Genomic DNA, 19,540 nt, shown 5'->3' on the forward strand with positions numbered 1-19,540 from the left:
GAACCCGACAACGACGTGCCGAGAGCCCAAAGCGGGTGAGGCGAGCGTATCGAACGCCAAGACGGGCGGACGACAAACACGATATTTAACACGATACGACTGACACTATGGGACAATGGACACCGGCTGGGGGTATCGCGTCGCGAGTGTGGGCGGGGTCGTCGCACTGGCCGCGCTCGCCGTGGTACTCGTCAACAACGGCGCTGTACAAGCGGCCGCGGCGACGCTGCCGGTGCTCGGTCGGCTCCCCACCGACCCGCCGGCGGGCGCGGAGTTCCTCATCGAGGTCGCGCTGACGGCCGCGGTGGTGACCGGGGCGTTCGTCCCGTTATATAAGCCGCGGCCGCGGCGGATCCTCGACATCGTCGCGCTCGCGCACAAGCGCACCTTCGTGGCCGTGTTCGCGCTGGCGACCATCGGCTACTTCGATTACAGCTACAAGGTACCGCGGCTGACGCTCGTGTTGATCACACCGCTGTTGTTGGTCGTGTTGCCAGCGTGGTTCATCTGGCTGCGGCGGCCCGAGGCGCGCAGCGAGCGGGCGATCATCGTCGGGGACGACCCGACCCAGATCGCCGAGATCGCGAGGAGTGCCGAGCTCCCGTTGCGGGGGTACCTCTGCCCGACGACGGTCCACGCGCTGACGGACGATCGAGGGGTCGCCGACGACCACGACACCGCGGCGCCCGGCGTCGCTCGCGCCGCGGACGGCGGACACCGATCGGTCGGTCTCCACCGGCTCGGCGGGCTCTCCCGGCTGGAGGACATCCTCGTCACGCAGGATGTCGACACGGTCGTGTTGGCGTTCGACGAGCCGGACCGGGCGGAGTTCTTCGGCGCGCTCGACGCCTGTTACGAACACGGCGTGGCGGCGAAAGTCCACCCGGCGCACGCGGACACGGTGTTGACCGACGCGCCGGACCCGAACGCGTCGCTCGTCGACGTCGAGATCGAGCCGTGGGACATCCAAGACTACCTGTTCAAGCGTGGCTTCGATATCGCCTTCTCGGTGACAGGGCTGTTCGCGTTGTCGCCGGTGATCGCCGTCATCGCGCTTGCGGTCAAGCTCGAAGACCGCGGCCCGGTGTTGTACCGACAGGAGCGCACGGCGGTGTTCGGGGAGACGTTCCCGATCTTCAAGTTCCGGTCGATGACGCCCGAAGGCGAGTCGACGACGCCGATTGAGGACGACGAAAACGACCGGATCACGCGAGTCGGACGCGTGCTCCGCCAGACGCATCTCGACGAGATCCCGCAGCTGTGGTCGATTCTCCGCGGCGACATGAGCGTCGTCGGGCCGCGGGCGGTCTGGACTGAGGAGGAACACCTCCTCGAGGACGAAGCCGAGACGTGGCGTAAGCGATGGTTCGTCAAGCCGGGCCTGACCGGGCTCGCGCAGATCAACGATGCGAGCAGCGTTGATCCCCAGGCGAAGCTTCGGTACGATCTCCAGTACGTCCGCGAGCAGTCGTTCGCGTACGACCTCAAGATCGTGGCGCGACAGCTGTGGATGGTCGGTGTGGACGTGATGGCGGCGCTGTGGTGAAAGACTTGAACTGGCGTTCAGCTCGGTATCCACAGCCCCGAATGGCTTCACACGAAAGACTTGGACGTGTCAACTTCGGCTCAGGAGCACAGACTTGCGGGAGCCTTCGTATCGGGGACGTTACGTGCGGAAACTCAGCGACCGCCGACAGAGACTCTCTCCGTCCGTTTGGAAGTTCTATATTAAGTGCCGTCGAATTCACATTCGATGAGAAGCAAGGAGAGTCCGGCAGTCAGAGGTACGTCGTCCGAAGCGACACGGAATCCGGCTACCGGTTCAACGGGGCCGAGCCGTCGTCGGAAACGAACGCACTGGGGCGGTTACTCTTGACGCGTCACTGTAACCCGAACGATGCGAGCCTGCCCCGGCTCCAACGTGATTCCATTTTCATTGATATTTTCGTACTCGCCGCCTCTGAACTCGATGTCGTAGACACCGGCCTCGAGGCCGGTTGTGTTATACCAACCGTCCTCGTTAGTTTCAGCGGGATTAGCGGGGGGAATGGCATTTCCAGTCGCGTTGTTTCTTAGGTAGACATCGGCGCCAGAAACGCCGCCAGCGGTGTCTGAAGCGTTAAAGTACACGGACAGGGAAGCAGTCTGTTCCAATCCAATGGTATCAACCTGTGTCGTCATCCCGTTCACGTCGACCGTGCGGCTTTCCGGAACGTACCCGTCAGCGTTGACCGAAAGGTTGTATTCACCGGCCGGGACATCGTCGAAGCTGTAGCTTCCGAAATCGCCGGTAGTCGTCTCAAATCTCTCGTCACCGGTAAGCGAGACCGTTACCGAGACGTACGCGTCGGCCGTCGCGTCACGTACGCCTCCTTCGACGCGGGAGCGCGTGGAACTGTCACCCTCTGATGCGGCAGGGGTGAGCGAGATATTGCCCCCACGAGACTCCGGCGAGAGCGTTACGGTCCGGTTCTGATAGCCGTCTGCGGCTACGGCAAGCGTCAAATTCGACAGTCTCGTTTCGCTGACAGTGAAGTTATACCTCGGTTGCGTTGCTTCCTCCAGTGTGACACCGGTCTCGTTGCGGAGTTCGATAGAAATGTTGCCGGTAGAAGTGCTGATCTGCTCGTTTGTCGTGTTATCGACGAGCGCACCGGCTACGTTCGCCTGTGAAGGCGTTTGACCGCCCCCACCATCCACAACTCCAAGAGAACCTAACAACTGAGGACCGACAGTCATTGCGGCGAAGAGGACGATCAAGACGACAGCGCCGACAGCGATGTACAGACCGACTTTCGGAGGAACGAGATAGTCGTCGTCAGATCCGCTCGCTGTCGAGCCGAGGTTGGCGCCGGTTACAGGGGTTTTCAGGGCCGGGACACTACTCTGGACGCGGCTCCGGATCTCGTCGTTCGAGAGGCCGTGCTCCCGGGAGAGCGTCTCCACCGATTCGCGTATCGACGTGATCTCCTGTTTGATGTGCTTGTCGCGGAGCGACCCGGCCGTCGACTCCCACCGTGCTTCCGTCTCTGCTAAAGGCGTGATACCGCGGTGGCCGCCCGGAGTGACGACGAGGTCAAACGTCGAGAGGACATCTGCGTCCGTCGAGTCGGCGATCGCCGCCTGGTCGAACTCGCCGAGGTACTCACTGAGGAGGCCGATGGCGTTACGCTCGTCCGAAACGCCGACGGTCACCGAGCTGCGAGAGGCAACGAGTTCGGAGAGGACGTCCTGTTCTTGGCTGTCTCCGGGGAGCGCCGTGTTACCGCGTTTGAGTTCGCGGTACACCTTCATCTCGTCCGAGGAGTCGTCGATCGTGTACCCCCATTCGGACTCGATGCGCGTCGTGAGATCGTCGATGAGGTCCCGGAGCGGCGCGGTCGAGTTGTCCACAGAGTAGACGGCGTAGAACTGCTCTGTCCGGGCGTTCCGCGTCTCTCGGGCGCGGAAGAACAGGCTCAGCTCTTGCCTGTGGTCGGAACGGATCGCGAGCCGTACCCCGCCGTAAAACAGGTCCTTGATCTGTTCGTTCGTCCCCGTCGCGGTGCCGTCGGGGGAGTACGCGTTTCCTTTCGTGTCGTAGATGCGTAGCGTTGACATGCGTGATCACCCCAGTTTCTCCAGCAGTTCCTCGAAGCCGACCGTCATCACGTTCCCGTTCCGGTCGCGCATCGGCACGCGTTCGCCGGCGTCGTTCACCGTCGTCTCGTAGTACACCGGATGGATCTCCGAGCCGGAAGTGTCCTGCACCAGCGTCCGGACCGCTTGGTTGTTCTCAACCAGCGTGTCGTTCACGTACTGGCGGAAGTCGTCGAAGTACTGGTGCGGGTCGAGCGCCTGTTCGTCCTCGAACTGCTGTGCCAGGATGTCTGACTTCGTCGCCACGAGGAGGACGTCCTTGTTGTCGGCGGTGTCGAGAATGTCGAAGTACGGCTCGATACCCAGCGGCTCGTTGTTGTGGTACCGCTCGACATCGATCACCAGAATGAGCGTGTTCGCCGCGCGGACGCGCTCCGAGAGGAGTTGGACCGTCGAGTTGTCGATCTCCGACTCGGGGCTCATGAGCGCGCCGGGAAGCTCCTCAAGGTACTCGCCGGCGTAGTCGAGACTCGACAGTTCGATGTTCTTCGGAAAGACCCGACCGTTGACGAATCGGAACTGAAGATCCTCGATGTCTGTCGCACCAGTCGAGTCGAGCTCCCAGCCGGCGCTTTTGGTCGCGGCGTCGAGCCTCCCGACGAGTTCCATCAGATCGCCGCTGGGGTTCAACGGCGTGTCGCTTTTCCTGTCGACCGCATCGTCGAGCGCGGCAAAATACTTCCCGACGAGAAACAGCGATTTACCCGACCCCGGTGGCCCGAGCACGAAGAAGTTCTCCGAAGAGTCGTACGTAACGAACCGGCGAAGCGTGACGACGAACACCCCAGCCATCAGGGCGTTCGTGGTGAGTCCGCTCCACGCGACCGAGACCGTCGGTTCGGGTGCGATGATCTCTACCGTGCCGCCAGACGGGTCGATGAACTGCGGGAAGTTGACGTGGAACTCGACGAGTCCGACGACGATGATGGCGCTGATCAAATAAAACAGGATACTCGCAGACCGACGGAATTCGAGCGCCGAAGTGGTCCGAACCTCCATGAGTTGTTTGCCGCCGCCGACGACGGCGCCACCGACGAGGCCCGCACCGAGCCATGCGACGTTCGCGGTGAAGTCGATGTTCGGAATGAACAGTCCGATCGAGAGCAGTCCGATGAGGGCAGACCCGGTCCCGATCCAGAGGAGCGCCCCCTGAACTCGCTTTTTCGGGTCGATCGTCATGAGCAGCAGCAGCCCGAGATAGATCCCGAAGACGGCCGCCGAGAACTGTTCGAGTGAGATCGACAACAGGGGGTCCAACGAGAGTATCAGCGGCCGGAACACGTCGGACGCGATCCACGCCTCCCCGAGCGTCAGGAACAGCGGCCCGGCGACGGCGACCATGATGACGAAGTACACCCCGAGGAAGAACTTCTCGCCGTGTTCCTCGAGAAACGTGGCCGGTGAGTTCATCGGCGTTACTCCTCCCCCCCGTCAGCGGCGGCGGTGAAGTCGGTTCGGCTGATGTGTTCGTTTAGCAGGTCCGCTTTGATTTCTCCCTCGTCTCTGAGGAAAAACTCCACGTCATCGGGGTGTTCTAAGTTCAACACCGTGTCGCGTTCGACGAAGTACCCGTCGTCGAGGCCGTAGGCGTGGTGGACGAGGATGTCGGTCTCGTCGGACTGCTTCCGCGACTCGTAGCCGTTGCGATAGCCGTCGGCTTCGATCTCGGCGCGGAGGTTGTCCAGGAAGATGCCGTCGATAAAGATCCCGAGTCCGACGTCCCAACTCCCCCCCGCTTCGACCGGGAACGAGGCGTAGTTCTCGCCGCCCGCACCGAGGTTGTACGCGCCCTGGAACTCCGATTTGAGGTCGGCCACGTCGTTGATCTGATCGATCGCTCGGCTCATCACGCCGACGACGATGTTCATCTCGTTGTACCGGGCGCGGTCGCCGCTGATCCGACGACGACGGATACCGGTGTATCGAGGGTTGTGCGCGTTCCGTGCCAGCTCTTCGAGCGAGCCCCGGAGCCGCTGGCGCTCCGTCTCGTCGTCGAAGATCTTGCTTTCGGCGATGTCGGTGTCGTCACGGAGTTGGAGGATGTCGTTCGGCTGGGCCGTCTTGACGTAGCTGTACTCCTCGGTCTCGGTCGCCACGGAGGAGTTCTTCTCGGCGTTGTACTCCTCGCGGAGCCGCTGGTAAGTCTCCTGTGAGCTCAGGAACGAATCCCGAGGGCCGTTCAGCTCTTCGAACAGGGAGACGGTCGCGTCGTAGAGGTCCGCCTCCTCGGTGGCGGTGTCGAGGTCAGACTCGAGATCGTCGCGCCGCCGCTCGATGTCGGCGGTCTCGACGATCTCGTCGCGCACGAGCTCCTCGAACTGGCGCGTGAGCTGATCGAAGCCGACCCCCGACTCGAGGTCCCGCTCTAGCTCGGTCATGGCCGTCCGATGCTCCTCGTCGAGCTCCGACCGCGTCCGCGAGAGGATCTCAGCCCGTCGCTCCTCGGTCTCCGTGTCGATGATGCGTTTAAGTTCGCCGACCGAGAACTCGACCTCGATGGAGAGGTTACTCCCCGCACGCGACATCTTGAACACTTCCGCGTCGTCGAGCTGACTCCGCTTGCGGCGGTAGTTCTTCTCGGCTTTCTTCCGTTCCTCCTCGCTTGAGGAGTCCCACGGGAGGATGGACTCGATTGTGCCCTCCTCCTGGTTCATCGTGAGGAAGGACTTCTTGGCGTCCGCCAAGTCGGCGAGCGACGAGTTGATCCGGCGCTCGACATCGGTCGTGTCCACGCCGACGGCGTCGAACTCGGTGCTGATGTCGTCGAGCGCCGTGCGGACGCCGCTGTCGTTGACGGCCTCGACTTGGTCGACATCCTCGGCGTTCTCGACGGCTCGGGCGAAGGATTCGAGCCCGTTCCGAAGGTCACCGATCAGCTCTTCGACGGCCATCGACTGGCAGTCGACGTAATCGTGATACAGTGGTTCGACCGCGTTCTTCCACGTCGCGACCCGGCGGTCGACTTCGTCTTGTTGCTCCTGTTTGCGGGTCTCAAGCTCGGCTTCGGCCTCCTGTAGCTCCGACTGGAGCCGATCACGCCGCTCGGCCACCTCGTCTAACTTCGCCTCCAGCCGGTTGATACGAACGCCGGGGTTGATTCCCTCGTCTTCGACGGCCAGGAGGTAGCTGACCGTTCCCTCGACGCGGTTGTTGTCAATCGAGCGCAGCCGGACGAGGAGGTCCTTCCGATGGGCGATCCGGTTCAGCTCCGTGCTGATGATGTCGGCCAACTGCTTATCGATGCTGTCGACGTACTGCTCGTTGTCGCCTTCGATCCGCGCGGTGCCGGCCCGAATGGAGCCGGCGATCACGTCGATCTGGTCGAGGATGTCGTCAGTCTCCGCCTCGGCCTCGGAAATGATCTCGCGGTACACCGACACGGACTCGTACTCAAGCTCGGTGAAGATGTCGAGGTCCGTGAGCGACCACACGTTGTCGAGGCGCGTCTCGAGGTCCGTCCGGTCCGAGTCGTGGAGCTCGCCCGCCATCTCGTCGGGGCTCCATTCGCGCGAAAGGAACCGGTCGACGCCGGTGTAGACGTCCTCTTCCGCCTCCAGTGCGTCCTGTTTCGCGTTGAGGATCTCCTTGGTGACAGTCTTTGCGTCCTGAATGGCGTCGACGTTGTACCGGAGGACCTGCGGGACGCCCATGATGAACGGCGCGTACGACGGCGTGTCGGCGAACGGGTCCTCCATGTCCATCATGTTGTAGTACGACGCGATGAGGTACACCGCCGCCCGGTCGAACTCGACGAGCGCGTCGGAGCTCTGGATGAGGTTGCCCTTCTTGCCGCCGAAGCCGGTCGGATCGATGGGGATGAGGACGCGGTCTTTGAACAGGTCCTCGCCCTGGAGGCTCATGTACTCCAGCTCGGAGAGGACGGCGTGGGCGTTCGCGCTCTCGGCGTCGCCCTCCTCGTCGTTGGGGAGCACGCCGAACAGCGTGATCTCGGCGGTCCGTTTCGTCCGCTTGAGGTGTTTGACCAGGTCGATGAAGATGCCGGAGCCGGATCCGCCCCCGAGTCCGGCGATGACGGCGACCTTCCCGCGGTCCGGGAGGTCGATCGACGTGCGGACGTTGTCGTCCTCGGCGTAGGACTTGTAGTAGAGCCCCTTGCCAAGCCCGCGCTTTCGGACGACGCCCGTGGCGAAGTCGAGGTTCTCGTTGATGAACTCGGGTTTGAGCCACCAGTTGTCCTCGTCGATCCCCACGCCGGCCGCGATGCGCGGCACCGCCTCCGCGCCGATCAGGTCGTTCTGATCGTGAAGCTGGATGTTCCGCGTGAGCGGGAGGTACTCGATGTTGATCTCGCCGAGCCGCCCGTCGTTCTCGGCGCTCTCACGGAGGCGGTCTTTGGTCTCTTGGATCGAGTCGTTGATTTCCTGGATTCGGTCGAGGTCCCGGTTCTCCTCTTCTTCCGCCGTGTCGATCACGGTTACCGTCAGCGACCGCGGGTTGCGTCGCGGCTGGAGCACGGACTCTTGAACCCAGTCCGCCTCCAGGAGCTCGTAGGTGATCGCCTTGCCGGCGCCACCCACCGCGAAGATCCGACTTGGTAAATTCATCTGGACAGACACATAGATGAAATATCGTTCAATAAACTATTCGGTCTTGTCCATACTGACTGATAATTCCAGCGCGCCGTCGCTATGGAGTATGGACGGGCTTACTCGGTTTTTCGAGCGACTCGAGCCGACTGTTTGACGGAGCGTTTGTCCCGATTTCCCGGCTGTTGCGTAGGTAATAACGTCTTACCGGACCTGTACCCGCTTCGAGAGCAGTAGATTGACCTCGCGATGAATCGGGAGATATTTCATTTTTCGTATCTATGTGCTCGGTCGTGATCGTACGGGCAAAAGCGGTGCGGTGAGGGCGCCGTTGACTCGGTACGACGACCGAGTCGGACGGGCAGTTCGCGCATCTCGGGCAAGGGGCGAGGTGGATTTCGCGGAGAATGATCTCCTGTACTCGAATTTGGGCCAGCAGGGGAGCCGGGTCGCTGGCCGAACGGGCCGGGAACGACAGAGTAGTGCCCGTGTGAAAAGCAGGGTCGTTTCTGGTCAGGCTTGGACAGTGCGTTTGGATGGAGAGGACTCCGGACGAGGCCGCGACGAGCCGTCTCAGAAGTGAACCGCGCGAGTTTTGTGTCGGCCTGCTGAACGGCGCGTATGCGTATCCTTGTGACGGGAGGGGCCGGATTCATCGGCGGCCACCTTGCCGAGTCGTTCCTCAAAGACGGCCACGACGTGACGGTCCTCGATAACTTCGAACCCTTCTACGCAGAAGGGATCAAGCGCCACACGCTCGATGTCCACCGCGAGGTGGCCGAGGGGCGAGCCGTCGACTACCAGTTCGTCGAGGGTGACGTTCGGGATCCGGAGACGGTGCGGGAGCCCGTCGCCGACGCGGACGTCGTCGTCCACCAAGCCGCGCAGGCCGGTGTGCGCTAGGGCGTGGACAACCCTCGGAGGGTGACCGACATCAACGTCGACGGGACGGTGAACCTCTTGGAGGCGTCGAAAGAGGCGGACGTGAAGCGGGTGATGCTCGCAAGTTCGTCGTCGGTGTACGGGAAACCGAAATCGTTACCCTATGAGGAGGACCACCCGACCGAGCCGGTGAGCCCCTACGGCGTGACGAAGCTGACCCAAGAGCACATGGCGCGGGTGTACACGGAACTCCACGGACTGTCGACGGTCTGTCTTCGCTACTTCACCGTGTACGGGCCGCGGATGCGGCCGAACATGGCGATCTCGAATTTCGTCTCGCGGTGTGTGAACGGCGAGCCGCCGGTAATCTACGGCGACGGCCAGCAGACGCGCGACTTCACCTACGTGGCCGACGTGGTGGACGCGAACCGGACGCTGTTGGACTCGGACGCCGCGGACGGCGACGTGTTGAACATCGGCAGTTCGGACAACATCTCGATTCAGGAGTTGGCTGAGACCGTGCGAGATCAGTTGGCGCCCGAATTGGAGATCGTGTATGAGTCCGCGCGGGAGGCCGACGCCGAACACACGCACGCGTCCGTCGAGAAAGCCGGCGAAGTGATTGACTACGAGCCCTCACGGACGATCACGGAGGGCGTCGGCGAGTTCACCGAGTGGTATCAGGCGAACCCCGAGTGGTACGAGCCGTTAGTACGGGAGTCGTAGGCAGCTCGGAGTTGTAGTCGGTGAGAGAGTACGTTTCGTGTGCTTTCGATGGGCAAAAGCATCGAGAACATCACGGAGAGAGTGGATTTCGTGTGCTCTCGATCCTAGTGGGTATGACGCGATCGGCGCAGAGTGAGAGAGTACGTTTCGTGTGCTTTTCGTTTCCTTTTCGCGAATATACGGCGACGTAGGGGATTTCTCTGCTTTGGATAGATCCTCCCACCAAAAGCATACGAAGCAAACAACACGTGGTTTTATATTCGTATGTTGAGTTGAACACGATATCCATGGGTGGCCCGTTCGATGAGATCACGGAAACCGTATTTGCGGACAAGGCGGTACTCACGGAAGGCTATCAACCGGAGACAATCCTCGAACGCGATGAAGAGATCAAAGCGTACAGCCACGCGCTTCAGGACGTGCTGTTCGGTCGGACGCCGGAGAACATCTTCGTGTACGGTAAGGCCGGACTCGGGAAGACGGCCGTCACGAAGTACATGCTGGAGGAACTGCGTGAGGAGGTACCGACCCGAGAGGCGGCCGACGAGCTTCACACCCACACAGTCAACTGTAACGGGCGGACGCTGTTCATAGTGGTTCGCAGCCTCGTCAACGGGCTGCTTCCGGAACACGCCAGCCGATTCCCGGAGCGGGGACTCGGGACCGGAGACGCGTTCGACGAGCTATACCGACAGTTCGATCGCGTCGGCGGGACGCACCTCGTCGTGTTCGACGAGATCGACCATCTGGAGGACGCGAACACGCTGCTGTACGAGCTTCCACGCGCGCGAGCGAACGGCCACATCACGGAGGCGAAGGTCGGCGTGATCGGCATCAGCAACGACTACACATTTCGACAGACGCTCTCACCGAAGGTGAAGGATACACTGATGGAGACCGAGATCTCCTTCAGTCCGTACGACGCCGCGGAACTGCGAACGATTCTGGAACACCGGGCGGACCGCGCCTTCGTCGACGAGGCGTGTGACACATCAGCAATCGCGAAGGGGGCGGCGTTGGCCGCACAGGACATGGGGAACGCGCGGCAGGCGCTCGATCTGCTCCGCGTCGGCGCGGAGTTAGCCGAACAGAACGGCGAGGCGCCAGTCACGGACGACCACATCGAGACCGCACGGGAACGAGTCCAGCGCGGTCGGGTCGCAAACAAGATCCGAGACCAAACCGAGCACGCGCAGTACATTCTGGAAGCGATCGCGAACCTCCAGACTAGCGGCGAGGTTCCAGCGCGGTCGAAGGAGATCCAGCGAACGTACGAGCGGGTGGCGGATTCGTACGCTGCGTCGCCGCTATCGACGCTGAAGAGCATCCAAGATCACCTCTCGGACCTCCACATGCTGGGGTTCCTTCGACGTCACGAGCAGAACAAGGGACTGAGCGGCGGACAATACTACGAGTATGAGTTGGATCTCGACCCGGCGATCGTCTTGGAGACGCGGACGGAGATCGCCGAGCACACCGAGTGAAAGCACACGAAATGTACTCTGTCTCTCGGGAGGAACTCCCAGTTGGGCACGAGCGTGAAAGCATACGAAGCGTACTCTCCCTCGCATCAAAATTGCGGTCGTGAAGGTGATGGGCGTAATCCGGACGCATTCAACCGACGATCCTACAGTACGCGGGTCGTGAGTAGATCGCGAGACGAGACCGACGACATTATTCGGATCGGCGGCGGAAATCGGACAACTCATCGTTATGTCATCGTCAGATTCCGAACCGGTCTCCAGACGTGAGAAACTCGACGCCCTCCGCGACGTCGCGCGGTACAATCCGAAATATACGGCCGCGGTCGTCATATTGGGTATCGTCGCTGCGGTGCTCGAGGGCGTGGGGCTGAGCTTCATCCTCCCGATCGTCGAACTCGTCCAGCTCCAAGATCCCGCTGCGGAGGCGGAGGGGATACTCGCAGTGTTCGCCACCGTCTACCAGGCGCTCGGGATCCCGTTCACGCTGGGGTACGTTGTGATCGGTGTGTCCGCCGTGATGGTCGCGCGGTACACGACCAGTTTTGCGGTCGCGTGGTTCCGAGAGGCGCTCCGGACCTACTACATTCGGGATCTTCAGATGCGGGCGTTTCGGAACGCGCTGAACGCGCGCGTGGAGTACTTCGACAGGGAAGGATCTGACGACATTCTGAACGCAATCGTCACGCAAACAAACTATGCGGGACGGGTAATCGATCAGGGGATCAAATTTACCCAACAGCTCTTTCTCGCCGGCGTGTACTTCGCTGTCGCGTTGGTGATCGCACCGACGTTGACGGTCATCACCGGCGTCGTTCTCGGTGGTTTCTCGATCTTCTTCCGCCGAGTGCTTGATTCGGGGTACGACGTGGGAGATAAGGTCGCTGAAGCGAACGAGATGCGACAGGAAGCCGCACAGGCCGGAACACAAGGCATCCGTGATGTGCGGATATTCGGACTCGCAGAGGAGCTCTTCGAAGACTTCACGGACGCGATCAAACAGTTCACGCGGTCTCGGATCGTCTTGCGGCGCAACGAGGCCGCAATCCAGAACTTCTACAACCTCGTCGTTGCCGTGTCGGTGTTCGTCCTTATCTACCTCGCATTGACGTTTGCGAACCTCTCGGTCGGCGAACTCGGCGTCTTCCTCTTCGCAATGTTCCGACTCGGGCCAAAAGCAAGCACAGTAAACACGCTGTACTACAAGGTAGAGAACAACCTGCCGCACCTCGTCCGCACCATCCAGTTTACCGATGAGCTGGCGACGTACAACGAACCGACCGGGTCGAGCCGGGAGGTTCCCGAAGAGATTCGGGAAGTAGAGTTCGACGACGTCCACTTCTCGTACGACGACGAAGAAGATGTTCTCCGCGGCATTGACTTCACGGTCGAGAAGGGCGAGTTCGTCGGGTTCGTCGGGCAGTCGGGCGCGGGGAAATCGACGATCGTCTCGTTGCTCGCCCGGCTGTACCCGGTCGATGGCGGGGAGATCAGAGCGAACGGGGTCCCGATCGACGAGATGGACATCACGGAGTGGCGCGATCGGCTTTCGATGGTCAGACAGGACCCGTTCATCTTCAACGATACGTTGCGGTACAATCTGACGCTCGGGAATCGGGAGGTGTCGGACGAGGAACTCGATCGCGTCTGCTCTATCGCGAAGGTCGACGAGTTCATCGACGAGCTTCCAGACGGCTACGACTCGCTGTTGGGTGACGACGGAGTTCGGCTGTCGGGCGGCCAGCAACAGCGCGTCGCGCTTGCGCGGGCGCTCCTTGAAGACGCCGACGTGCTGATCCTCGACGAGGCGACGAGCGACCTTGACTCGAATCTGGAAAAACAGGTCCAGCAGGCGATCGAGGAGATGGATCGTGACTACGCCATCGTGACGATCGCTCACCGGCTGTCGACGGTGAAAAACGCCGATCGGATCTACACGATCGAGGATGGGCGAGTCACGGAAACCGGACAGCACGACGAACTCGTGGAGGAAGGCGGAAAGTACGCGGAGCTGTACGGGATCCAATCGAGTCGGTAGTAATCTGTAGTTCAGGCGGGGGTTCGATTTTACAGGAGGGTGCCAATCGGATTCAGTAGCTTGATTGGTCCCCTCCAGATAACGTGAGAGAGATGATTAACGGCAACACCGTACTCTTGACCGGTGGCGCGGGATCGGTCGGTCGTTCCCTCATTCCACGATTACTTGATCGCGATCCACAGACCCTCCGTATTCTTGACAACAGCGAACCGGGATTGGCATCGTTGAAATCGGAGATTGCCGACGACCGCTGCCGGTTCTTCGCCGGAAACGTCCGAGATAGTGATCGACTCGTGCGTGCGATGTCCGGCGTGGACATCGTCATTCACGCGGCCGCAATGAAACACGTCGACATCTGCGAGTACAACCCCTTCGAGGCGGTGAAGACGAACGGGCTTGGCCTCCAGAACGTGGTCGACGCGGCTATCGACGCGAACGTCGATCGCTTCGTCTTCACGAGCAGTGACAAAGCAGTCGATCCTGCCAACACGATGGGGACCACGAAACTGCTCGGCGAAAAGCTCGTTACGGCCGGAAACACCTATAGTGGGGAGAGCGACATCGACCTCGCGTCTGTCCGATTCGGGAACGTGATCAAGTCATCGCAATCTGTCATCCCACTCTTTACCGAACAGATCGCTGAGGGTGGACCGGTCACCCTGACGGATGAACGGATGACTCGGTTTTTCCTCACGTACGGCGACGTGTTCGACCTTGTCACTGGGGCCACCGAAAAGACGACCGGCGGCGAGGTGTTCGTCTATAAGATGCCGGCCATCCGGATTCCCGACTTGGCAAATGCGATGATCGAGACGCTCGCACCACAGTACGGATACGCGCCGAGCGACATCGATATCGAGGTCATCGGTCCTCGGCCGGGCGAGACGTTCCACGAAGAGATAATGACGGAGCGCGAATCGCGACGTGCCTACGAGAACGGCTCGATGTACGCCATCCTTCCAGAGGCGACCGAAACTCGGACACCGGATCCGCCGGAAGACTTCGAACCGGTCGACCATATCGTGTTGTCCTCGAAAGACGCAGAGAAGCTATCGAAAAGCGAAATCGTCACACTCCTAGAGACGAACGGTTCTAGTGAGACGAGCAATGAGTGAAACAGTCGCCGTCACCGGTGCCGCGGGATTTATCGGTCGCTGGGTGGTCGCGGAGCTTCTCGACCGAGGACACACAGTTTACGGACTCGATAACTTCTCGAACGGCTCCGAACGAAACATCAAGGAGTTCCGAGACAACGACAGGTTCCACATCTACGAGGGAGACGTTCGATCTCGCGAGAATGTGGACCGACTCTTCGATCACGACGTTGACGCGTGTATTCACCTTGCGGCCGAGATCGACGTTCAAGAGAGTCTCGAGGACCCGGAGGCACACTTCGAAACGAACGTGGTCGGTACTCAGAACGTCCTCGAAGCGTGTCGGGAAGAGAATACGCGACTCGGCCTCGTCGGCACCTGTATGGTGTACGACATGGTGGACTCGGAGTCCGGGATCAGCGAGGAACACCCGACGAAGCCCGCGTCGCCGTACGCGGGGTCGAAGTTAGCCGCCGAAGATATGGCTGAGGGGTACTACCACGGGTACGACCTCCCGATCACGATCCTGCGTCCCTTCAACACGTACGGGCCGTATCAGAAGACCGGGATGGCGGGCGGTGTGGTGTCGATCTTCACGAGCCGCGATATCCGAGGAGAGCCGCTGAAGATCTTCGGTGACGGAACGCAAACGCGAGATCTGTTGTACGCGACTGACTGCGCTCGGTTCATCGTCGAAGGGACGTTCAGTGACGAGACCGTGGGTGAAGTCATCAACGCAGGGACGGGAGCCGACGTGTCGATCAACGAACTCGCAGAGCTGATTGCGACAGACGGGACGGAGATCACGCACGTGGAGCACCACCATCCACAAAGCGAGGTCCAGAAACTGCTCTGTGACCCGACGAAGGCGAACGATGTGCTCGACTGGGAAGCGGAGGTCACGCTTGAGGAGGGTATCTCTCGGCTGCGGACGTGGCTTCGTGAGTCCGAGGAGGTTGCAAAATGACTGGGGACGTGCCGGCACACTACGGCGGCGAACCGATCCGCGAGGAGGTTTTGGGATACGGTTCACAGAGTATCGGCGACGACGAGAAACAGGCGGTTGTGGAGGCGCTTGAGGGAGACTACATCACTCGCGGACCGACCGTTGAAGCGTTCGAAGAGCGTGTCGCCGAGATCGTTGGCGTCGACCACGCGATCGCGACGACCTCCGGAACGACGGCGCTCCACCTAGCGGGGCGTGCGGCCGGCTTCGGACCCGGTGACGAGGTCATCACGACACCCCTCACCTTCGTGTCGACGGCGCACGCGGCGACGTACTGCGGAGCGACGCCCGTGTTTGCCGACATCGACCCGCATCGACGAACTCTCGACCCGGACGCAGTTCGCGAGCAGATCACGCCGGCAACGGAGGGAATCGTTCCGATGCACTACGGGGGCCATCCCGCAGATATCGAAGGCCTTCTCGAAGTCGCTGACGAACACGACCTGACCGTGATCTGGGACGCGTGTCACGCCTTCGGCGGGACGTGGGACGGCGAGTCGATCGGCGCACAGCGCGATATGGCGGTGTTCAGTTTCCACCCAGTGAAGAACATCACGACAGGCGAGGGTGGAATGGTCGTCACAGACGACGACGAACTCGCGACGCGGCTGCGTCGGCTCCGGTCGTTCGAGATGGATTACGATCCGGATGGTCACGAGAACGAGCCTTGGTATCAGGTCTCGGAAGGCGTTGGGTACAACTACAACGTGACGGACCTCCAGGCGGCGCTCGGGCTGGCACAACTCGATCGGTTAGATGAGTTCAAGACACGACGCGACGAAATCATTGCGCAGTACGACGAGGCGTTCAACGACATGCCCGGAGTTCGGACGCCGCCGGAGCCGACGAACGCCGATCCGATGTATCACTTATACGCCGTGGAGATCAGCGACGAGTTCGGGTGTGATCGGAGGGAGTTCGTTAACGCGATGCACGCAGAGAACCTCGGCGTACAGGTCCATTACGTCCCTCTCCACTATCACCCGTACTTCCAAGAAGAGTTCGGGTACGAACGAGGAGCGTTCCCTGAGACGGAGACGGTGTACGAGGGATTAGTGAGTCTTCCGCTCCACGCGGAGATGGAAAATGCTGATGTAGAAGATGTTGTGAGAGCTATCCATCGGCTTCACCAACATCATACGGAGTAAGTGTGTTTATCAAGAAGAATCGGTCTTCAGATATCGAGCCATTCGAAATTGGAACGGACCGCTCAGACTAGGCGAATCAAATTTGTTGCCGCAGAGGCGATTTCAAATCACAATCGTTATTGAATATCGGAGACATACGCATTGAAAACAGCGTGGAATAGAATATCTCGACGTTAGCTGCTCGACTTACGACTTACTGAGTCGAAATAGATGGCAGATGATGGATATCAGAACTCTACGAAGCGCCAGAGTGTAATAAGGTGACGTCGATCATAGATATTCAGTAGGAAGACAGCAACCCATTAGTTTCTGTTTCGTCATCGTCAGTCGCTTTTCGTATCTCGATATCGACGTAGTAGCGCTCGCCGTCAACATCAACATATGCGTTGTCGAAAGGTGGAAAAGTGAGTGCTCGAAGCCGATCTAGCAGTGTTTTGACGGGGAGTTCTTCGTCCGCATTAAGTTCACACAATTCGACAAAATCATCTTTCGCATGGTAGCTCCCAGCGGAATCGTCTTGGGAGGCGTATTCGATATTATTGGATTCAATCTCCGGCCATGTCTGAGTGAATAACTCAAACTGTGCGTCTTCGAGACGCTGGTGGAGTATCTTTCCGGTGTCAGAAAACTCCGTTTCGACCCTCTTTTGAGCGATAATATCACCCGTATCGAACTCCGTGTCCATACTATGGAGTGTGACCCCGGCCGGTGTCCCTTCGATAAGCGGCCAGACGTTCGGACTCTTGCCGCGATTGTACGGGAGATATGAGGGATGGAGGTTGACTGAGTCCTCCGTCGGTAAAGAGAGAATTTCTGGTGGAACAAGATGGTCGAAACCAACGGAGACAATGAACTCCGGGACAATTTGGTGGATTATATCGAGTTGGTCAGGTTCGGTTAGCATTGCTTTCACGTCAACACTATCGCGTTGACAAAGCCACTCATAAATCCGCATTCCGACATCGTTCACACCAAGAAAGACAATATCCGTCATATCTAGATTAAGGGTTCATAACATTATAATAATGCCGAATCGGTACGTTCTATAGGATTGCGTGTCTGTCATAGACTATGTCTGTACTCTGTATTGTTGCACACCCTGATGACGAAGTCCTCGGGGTCGGCGGGACACTCGCTCGACATGCGGCCGATGGTGATGATGTCCATATCTGTATCCTTTCAGACGGAGTGACCTCTCGTTACGACAATGTGGAGGCTGCTGATGTGGAAATCGAACAGCGTCGTCAGCGAGCCCAAATGGCAGCCGATACGCTCGGTGTAACGGTCAGTCTGTACGGGTTCCCGGACAATAGCTTTGATACCGTACCGTTACTCGATATCGTTCAAACGATCGAAGCCGAGATCGACGAACAGAATCCCGATATCGTCTACACACACCACTACGGTGATCTCAACGTGGACCACGAACTCACTTGTCGGGCGACGATTACTGCCACACGCCCCTTGACAGACAGTAGTGTCGATCGCGTGCTCGCTTTCGAGACTCTTTCAGCCTCAGAATGGTCGGTCCCACGGCCAGACAACGCGTTCCAGCCAACGTCGTTCGTCGATGTCACCGATAGCCTTGATACAAAATCTGAGGCTCTCTCGGTATACGAACAGGAGCTACGCGAGCCACCGCACCCCCGGACGATTGACACCGTGCGGAAGAACGCCGATGTTTGGGGAAGTAAAGTGGGTGTCCCAGCAGCTGAACCGTTTGAACTCCTACGCGAGGTCAACCGATGACTAGTAATAACGTGTCCACCGAGGAAGATGTAACCGTATTAGTTACAGGTTCTGGTGGAACTGGTGGGATAGCTACAATCAAATCACTGAAAAAGACAACCGATTTTAACGTTATCGGTGCGGATATGAATCCAAAAGCAGTTGGATTGTACGTTGCAGATGATAAAATTGTTGTTCCGCCCGCCACAGCAGATGAATGGGTAGATATCATTTGTGGCTATCTCGATAAATACGAGGTAGATGTTGTTGTCCCACTCATTGATGAGGAAGTCTCACAAATTGAGGAACTTAGAACAACTGCTTCGGACACGGTTTTCGTGGCACCTAACGGATCTTTTGTGGAGACGTGTCTTGACAAATATCGGCTAATGACTGAACTGGATAAAGCAGATATTACAGTCCCAAAAACATGGACAGTCAGCGCCGCTGCTAATCTTGGTGAAGCAGAATTTCCGTTGGTACTCAAACCGCGGACAGAGCGAGGAGGACGAGGAGTTGAGATCGTCAAATCACCGAATGAGCTCAATGAGGCAATTACCACGACAAGTCGTCAACCAGATGAGTTACTTGTTCAAGAGTATCTCGAAGGCGCGGAGTTTACGACCAGTGTCGTCTGTACAAACGAAAACTCCGTCCTTTCGGTTGTTCCAAAAGAAGCAATTCGGAAGGATCGAAGTACCGTTCATGGTGTCACTAGAGAAGCACCAGAAGTGAGTGATTCCTGTCACCAGATTATTGATCAGTTTAGCCCGTCGGGGCCCATAAATGTCCAGCAAATCTGCGATGACAACGGAGTTCCCCATGTTATTGAGATCAATCCACGCTTCTCGTCATCCGCTTGTCTCACTGTCGCTGCGGGTGTTGACGAACTTGCGGTTCTAATCAAGGATGCTGTAGATTTGCCCTACAACACACCGTCTAGCTTCGAATCTGATTTACATATGCTCCGATATACAGATCAACACTTCATCAAAGACAAGGATATTCTTGCCGATGGCTCGGTCGATCTCAAAGAGATATAGCTGGTTAATTTTCCACGACCTTACAGATATACTCATAGTTGCTTAGAAAACAGATACACATAGAAAGTGAGTAGGGTGCCGATTATACAGATACGTCACTTTAATTAGTCACTCATATGGTTCTATCAATATATAATAAAATTGATAATAAACATCCTGAGATAGATACTATTCAGGAGGCTATCTGCGAAAATATTATTTCCGGTGA

12 protein-coding genes and 1 pseudogene are annotated in these 19,540 nt (G+C 58.9%); 9 read left to right on the top strand and 4 right to left on the bottom strand.

Going from position 1 to position 19,540, the window contains the following annotated elements:
- Positions 1–115: 115 nt before the first annotated feature.
- The gene (locus ACZ5KW_RS01370) at positions 116–1,546 is read left to right on the top strand and encodes a sugar transferase (RefSeq protein ID WP_343779140.1); all 1,431 of its coding nucleotides are present in this window, start codon (positions 116–118) and stop codon (positions 1,544–1,546) included.
- A gap of 320 nt (positions 1,547–1,866) precedes the next feature.
- Here the strand turns inward: ACZ5KW_RS01370 and ACZ5KW_RS01375 are convergent, their stop codons facing one another.
- The 3 genes from ACZ5KW_RS01375 to ACZ5KW_RS01385 are packed head-to-tail and all read right to left on the bottom strand — an operon-like array spanning position 1,867 to position 8,204.
- On the bottom strand, positions 1,867–3,600 hold the full coding sequence (locus ACZ5KW_RS01375; protein ID WP_343779142.1) for a carboxypeptidase-like regulatory domain-containing protein: 1,734 nt from the start codon (positions 3,598–3,600) through the stop codon (positions 1,867–1,869).
- 6 nt (positions 3,601–3,606) lie between these two features.
- Positions 3,607–5,049: a hypothetical protein gene (locus ACZ5KW_RS01380; RefSeq protein ID WP_343779144.1), complete on the bottom strand. Its 1,443-nt coding sequence runs from the start codon at positions 5,047–5,049 to the stop codon at positions 3,607–3,609.
- Between the two features lie 5 nt (positions 5,050–5,054).
- Positions 5,055–8,204, bottom strand: a complete 3,150-nt coding sequence (locus tag ACZ5KW_RS01385) for a tubulin-like doman-containing protein (protein ID WP_343779146.1) — start codon at positions 8,202–8,204, stop codon at positions 5,055–5,057.
- Positions 8,205–8,807: 603 nt separating this feature from the next.
- Here ACZ5KW_RS01385 and ACZ5KW_RS01390 point away from each other — a divergent pair.
- The 6 genes and pseudogenes from ACZ5KW_RS01390 to ACZ5KW_RS01415 all read left to right on the top strand — a co-directional run bounded on the left by ACZ5KW_RS01390 (position 8,808) and on the right by ACZ5KW_RS01415 (position 16,561).
- Positions 8,808–9,794, top strand: a pseudogene (locus ACZ5KW_RS01390) (NAD-dependent epimerase/dehydratase family protein).
- A gap of 287 nt (positions 9,795–10,081) precedes the next feature.
- A complete protein-coding gene (locus ACZ5KW_RS01395; protein ID WP_343779148.1) occupies positions 10,082–11,278 on the top strand; it encodes an orc1/cdc6 family replication initiation protein in 1,197 nt (398 codons plus the stop codon).
- A 229-nt stretch (positions 11,279–11,507) separates the two neighbouring features.
- Positions 11,508–13,313 (top strand): ABC transporter ATP-binding protein, encoded by a 1,806-nt coding sequence (locus ACZ5KW_RS01400; RefSeq protein ID WP_343779150.1) that lies wholly within the window; start codon positions 11,508–11,510, stop codon positions 13,311–13,313.
- A gap of 92 nt (positions 13,314–13,405) precedes the next feature.
- Positions 13,406–14,428 carry a polysaccharide biosynthesis protein gene (locus ACZ5KW_RS01405; protein WP_343779153.1) on the top strand — a complete coding sequence of 341 codons (1,023 nt, stop codon included), beginning with the start codon at positions 13,406–13,408 and terminating at the stop codon, positions 14,426–14,428.
- Entirely contained in the window at positions 14,421–15,374 is a 954-nt protein-coding gene (locus tag ACZ5KW_RS01410; protein ID WP_343779154.1) for a dTDP-glucose 4,6-dehydratase, read from the top strand. Before ACZ5KW_RS01405 ends, ACZ5KW_RS01410 begins: the two co-directional genes overlap by 8 nt.
- Positions 15,371–16,561 (top strand): DegT/DnrJ/EryC1/StrS family aminotransferase, encoded by a 1,191-nt coding sequence (locus ACZ5KW_RS01415; protein WP_343779155.1) that lies wholly within the window; start codon positions 15,371–15,373, stop codon positions 16,559–16,561. The genes ACZ5KW_RS01410 and ACZ5KW_RS01415 overlap by 4 nt, the downstream gene beginning before the upstream one ends.
- 280 nt (positions 16,562–16,841) lie before the next feature.
- Here ACZ5KW_RS01415 and ACZ5KW_RS01420 read toward each other — a convergent pair whose 3' ends face one another.
- Positions 16,842–17,555 carry a formyltransferase family protein gene (locus ACZ5KW_RS01420; RefSeq protein ID WP_343779157.1) on the bottom strand — a complete coding sequence of 238 codons (714 nt, stop codon included), beginning with the start codon at positions 17,553–17,555 and terminating at the stop codon, positions 16,842–16,844.
- Between the two features lie 77 nt (positions 17,556–17,632).
- Here ACZ5KW_RS01420 and ACZ5KW_RS01425 point away from each other — a divergent pair, with 77 nt between their 5' ends.
- A complete protein-coding gene (locus ACZ5KW_RS01425; RefSeq protein WP_343779158.1) occupies positions 17,633–18,310 on the top strand; it encodes a PIG-L deacetylase family protein in 678 nt (225 codons plus the stop codon).
- Positions 18,307–19,332, top strand: coding sequence for an ATP-grasp domain-containing protein (locus tag ACZ5KW_RS01430; protein ID WP_343779160.1), 1,026 nt, complete (start codon positions 18,307–18,309; stop codon positions 19,330–19,332). The genes ACZ5KW_RS01425 and ACZ5KW_RS01430 overlap by 4 nt, the downstream gene beginning before the upstream one ends.
- Positions 19,333–19,540: the final 208 nt, after the last annotated feature.

It is taken from the genome of Halorubrum ejinorense, assembly GCF_055389685.1.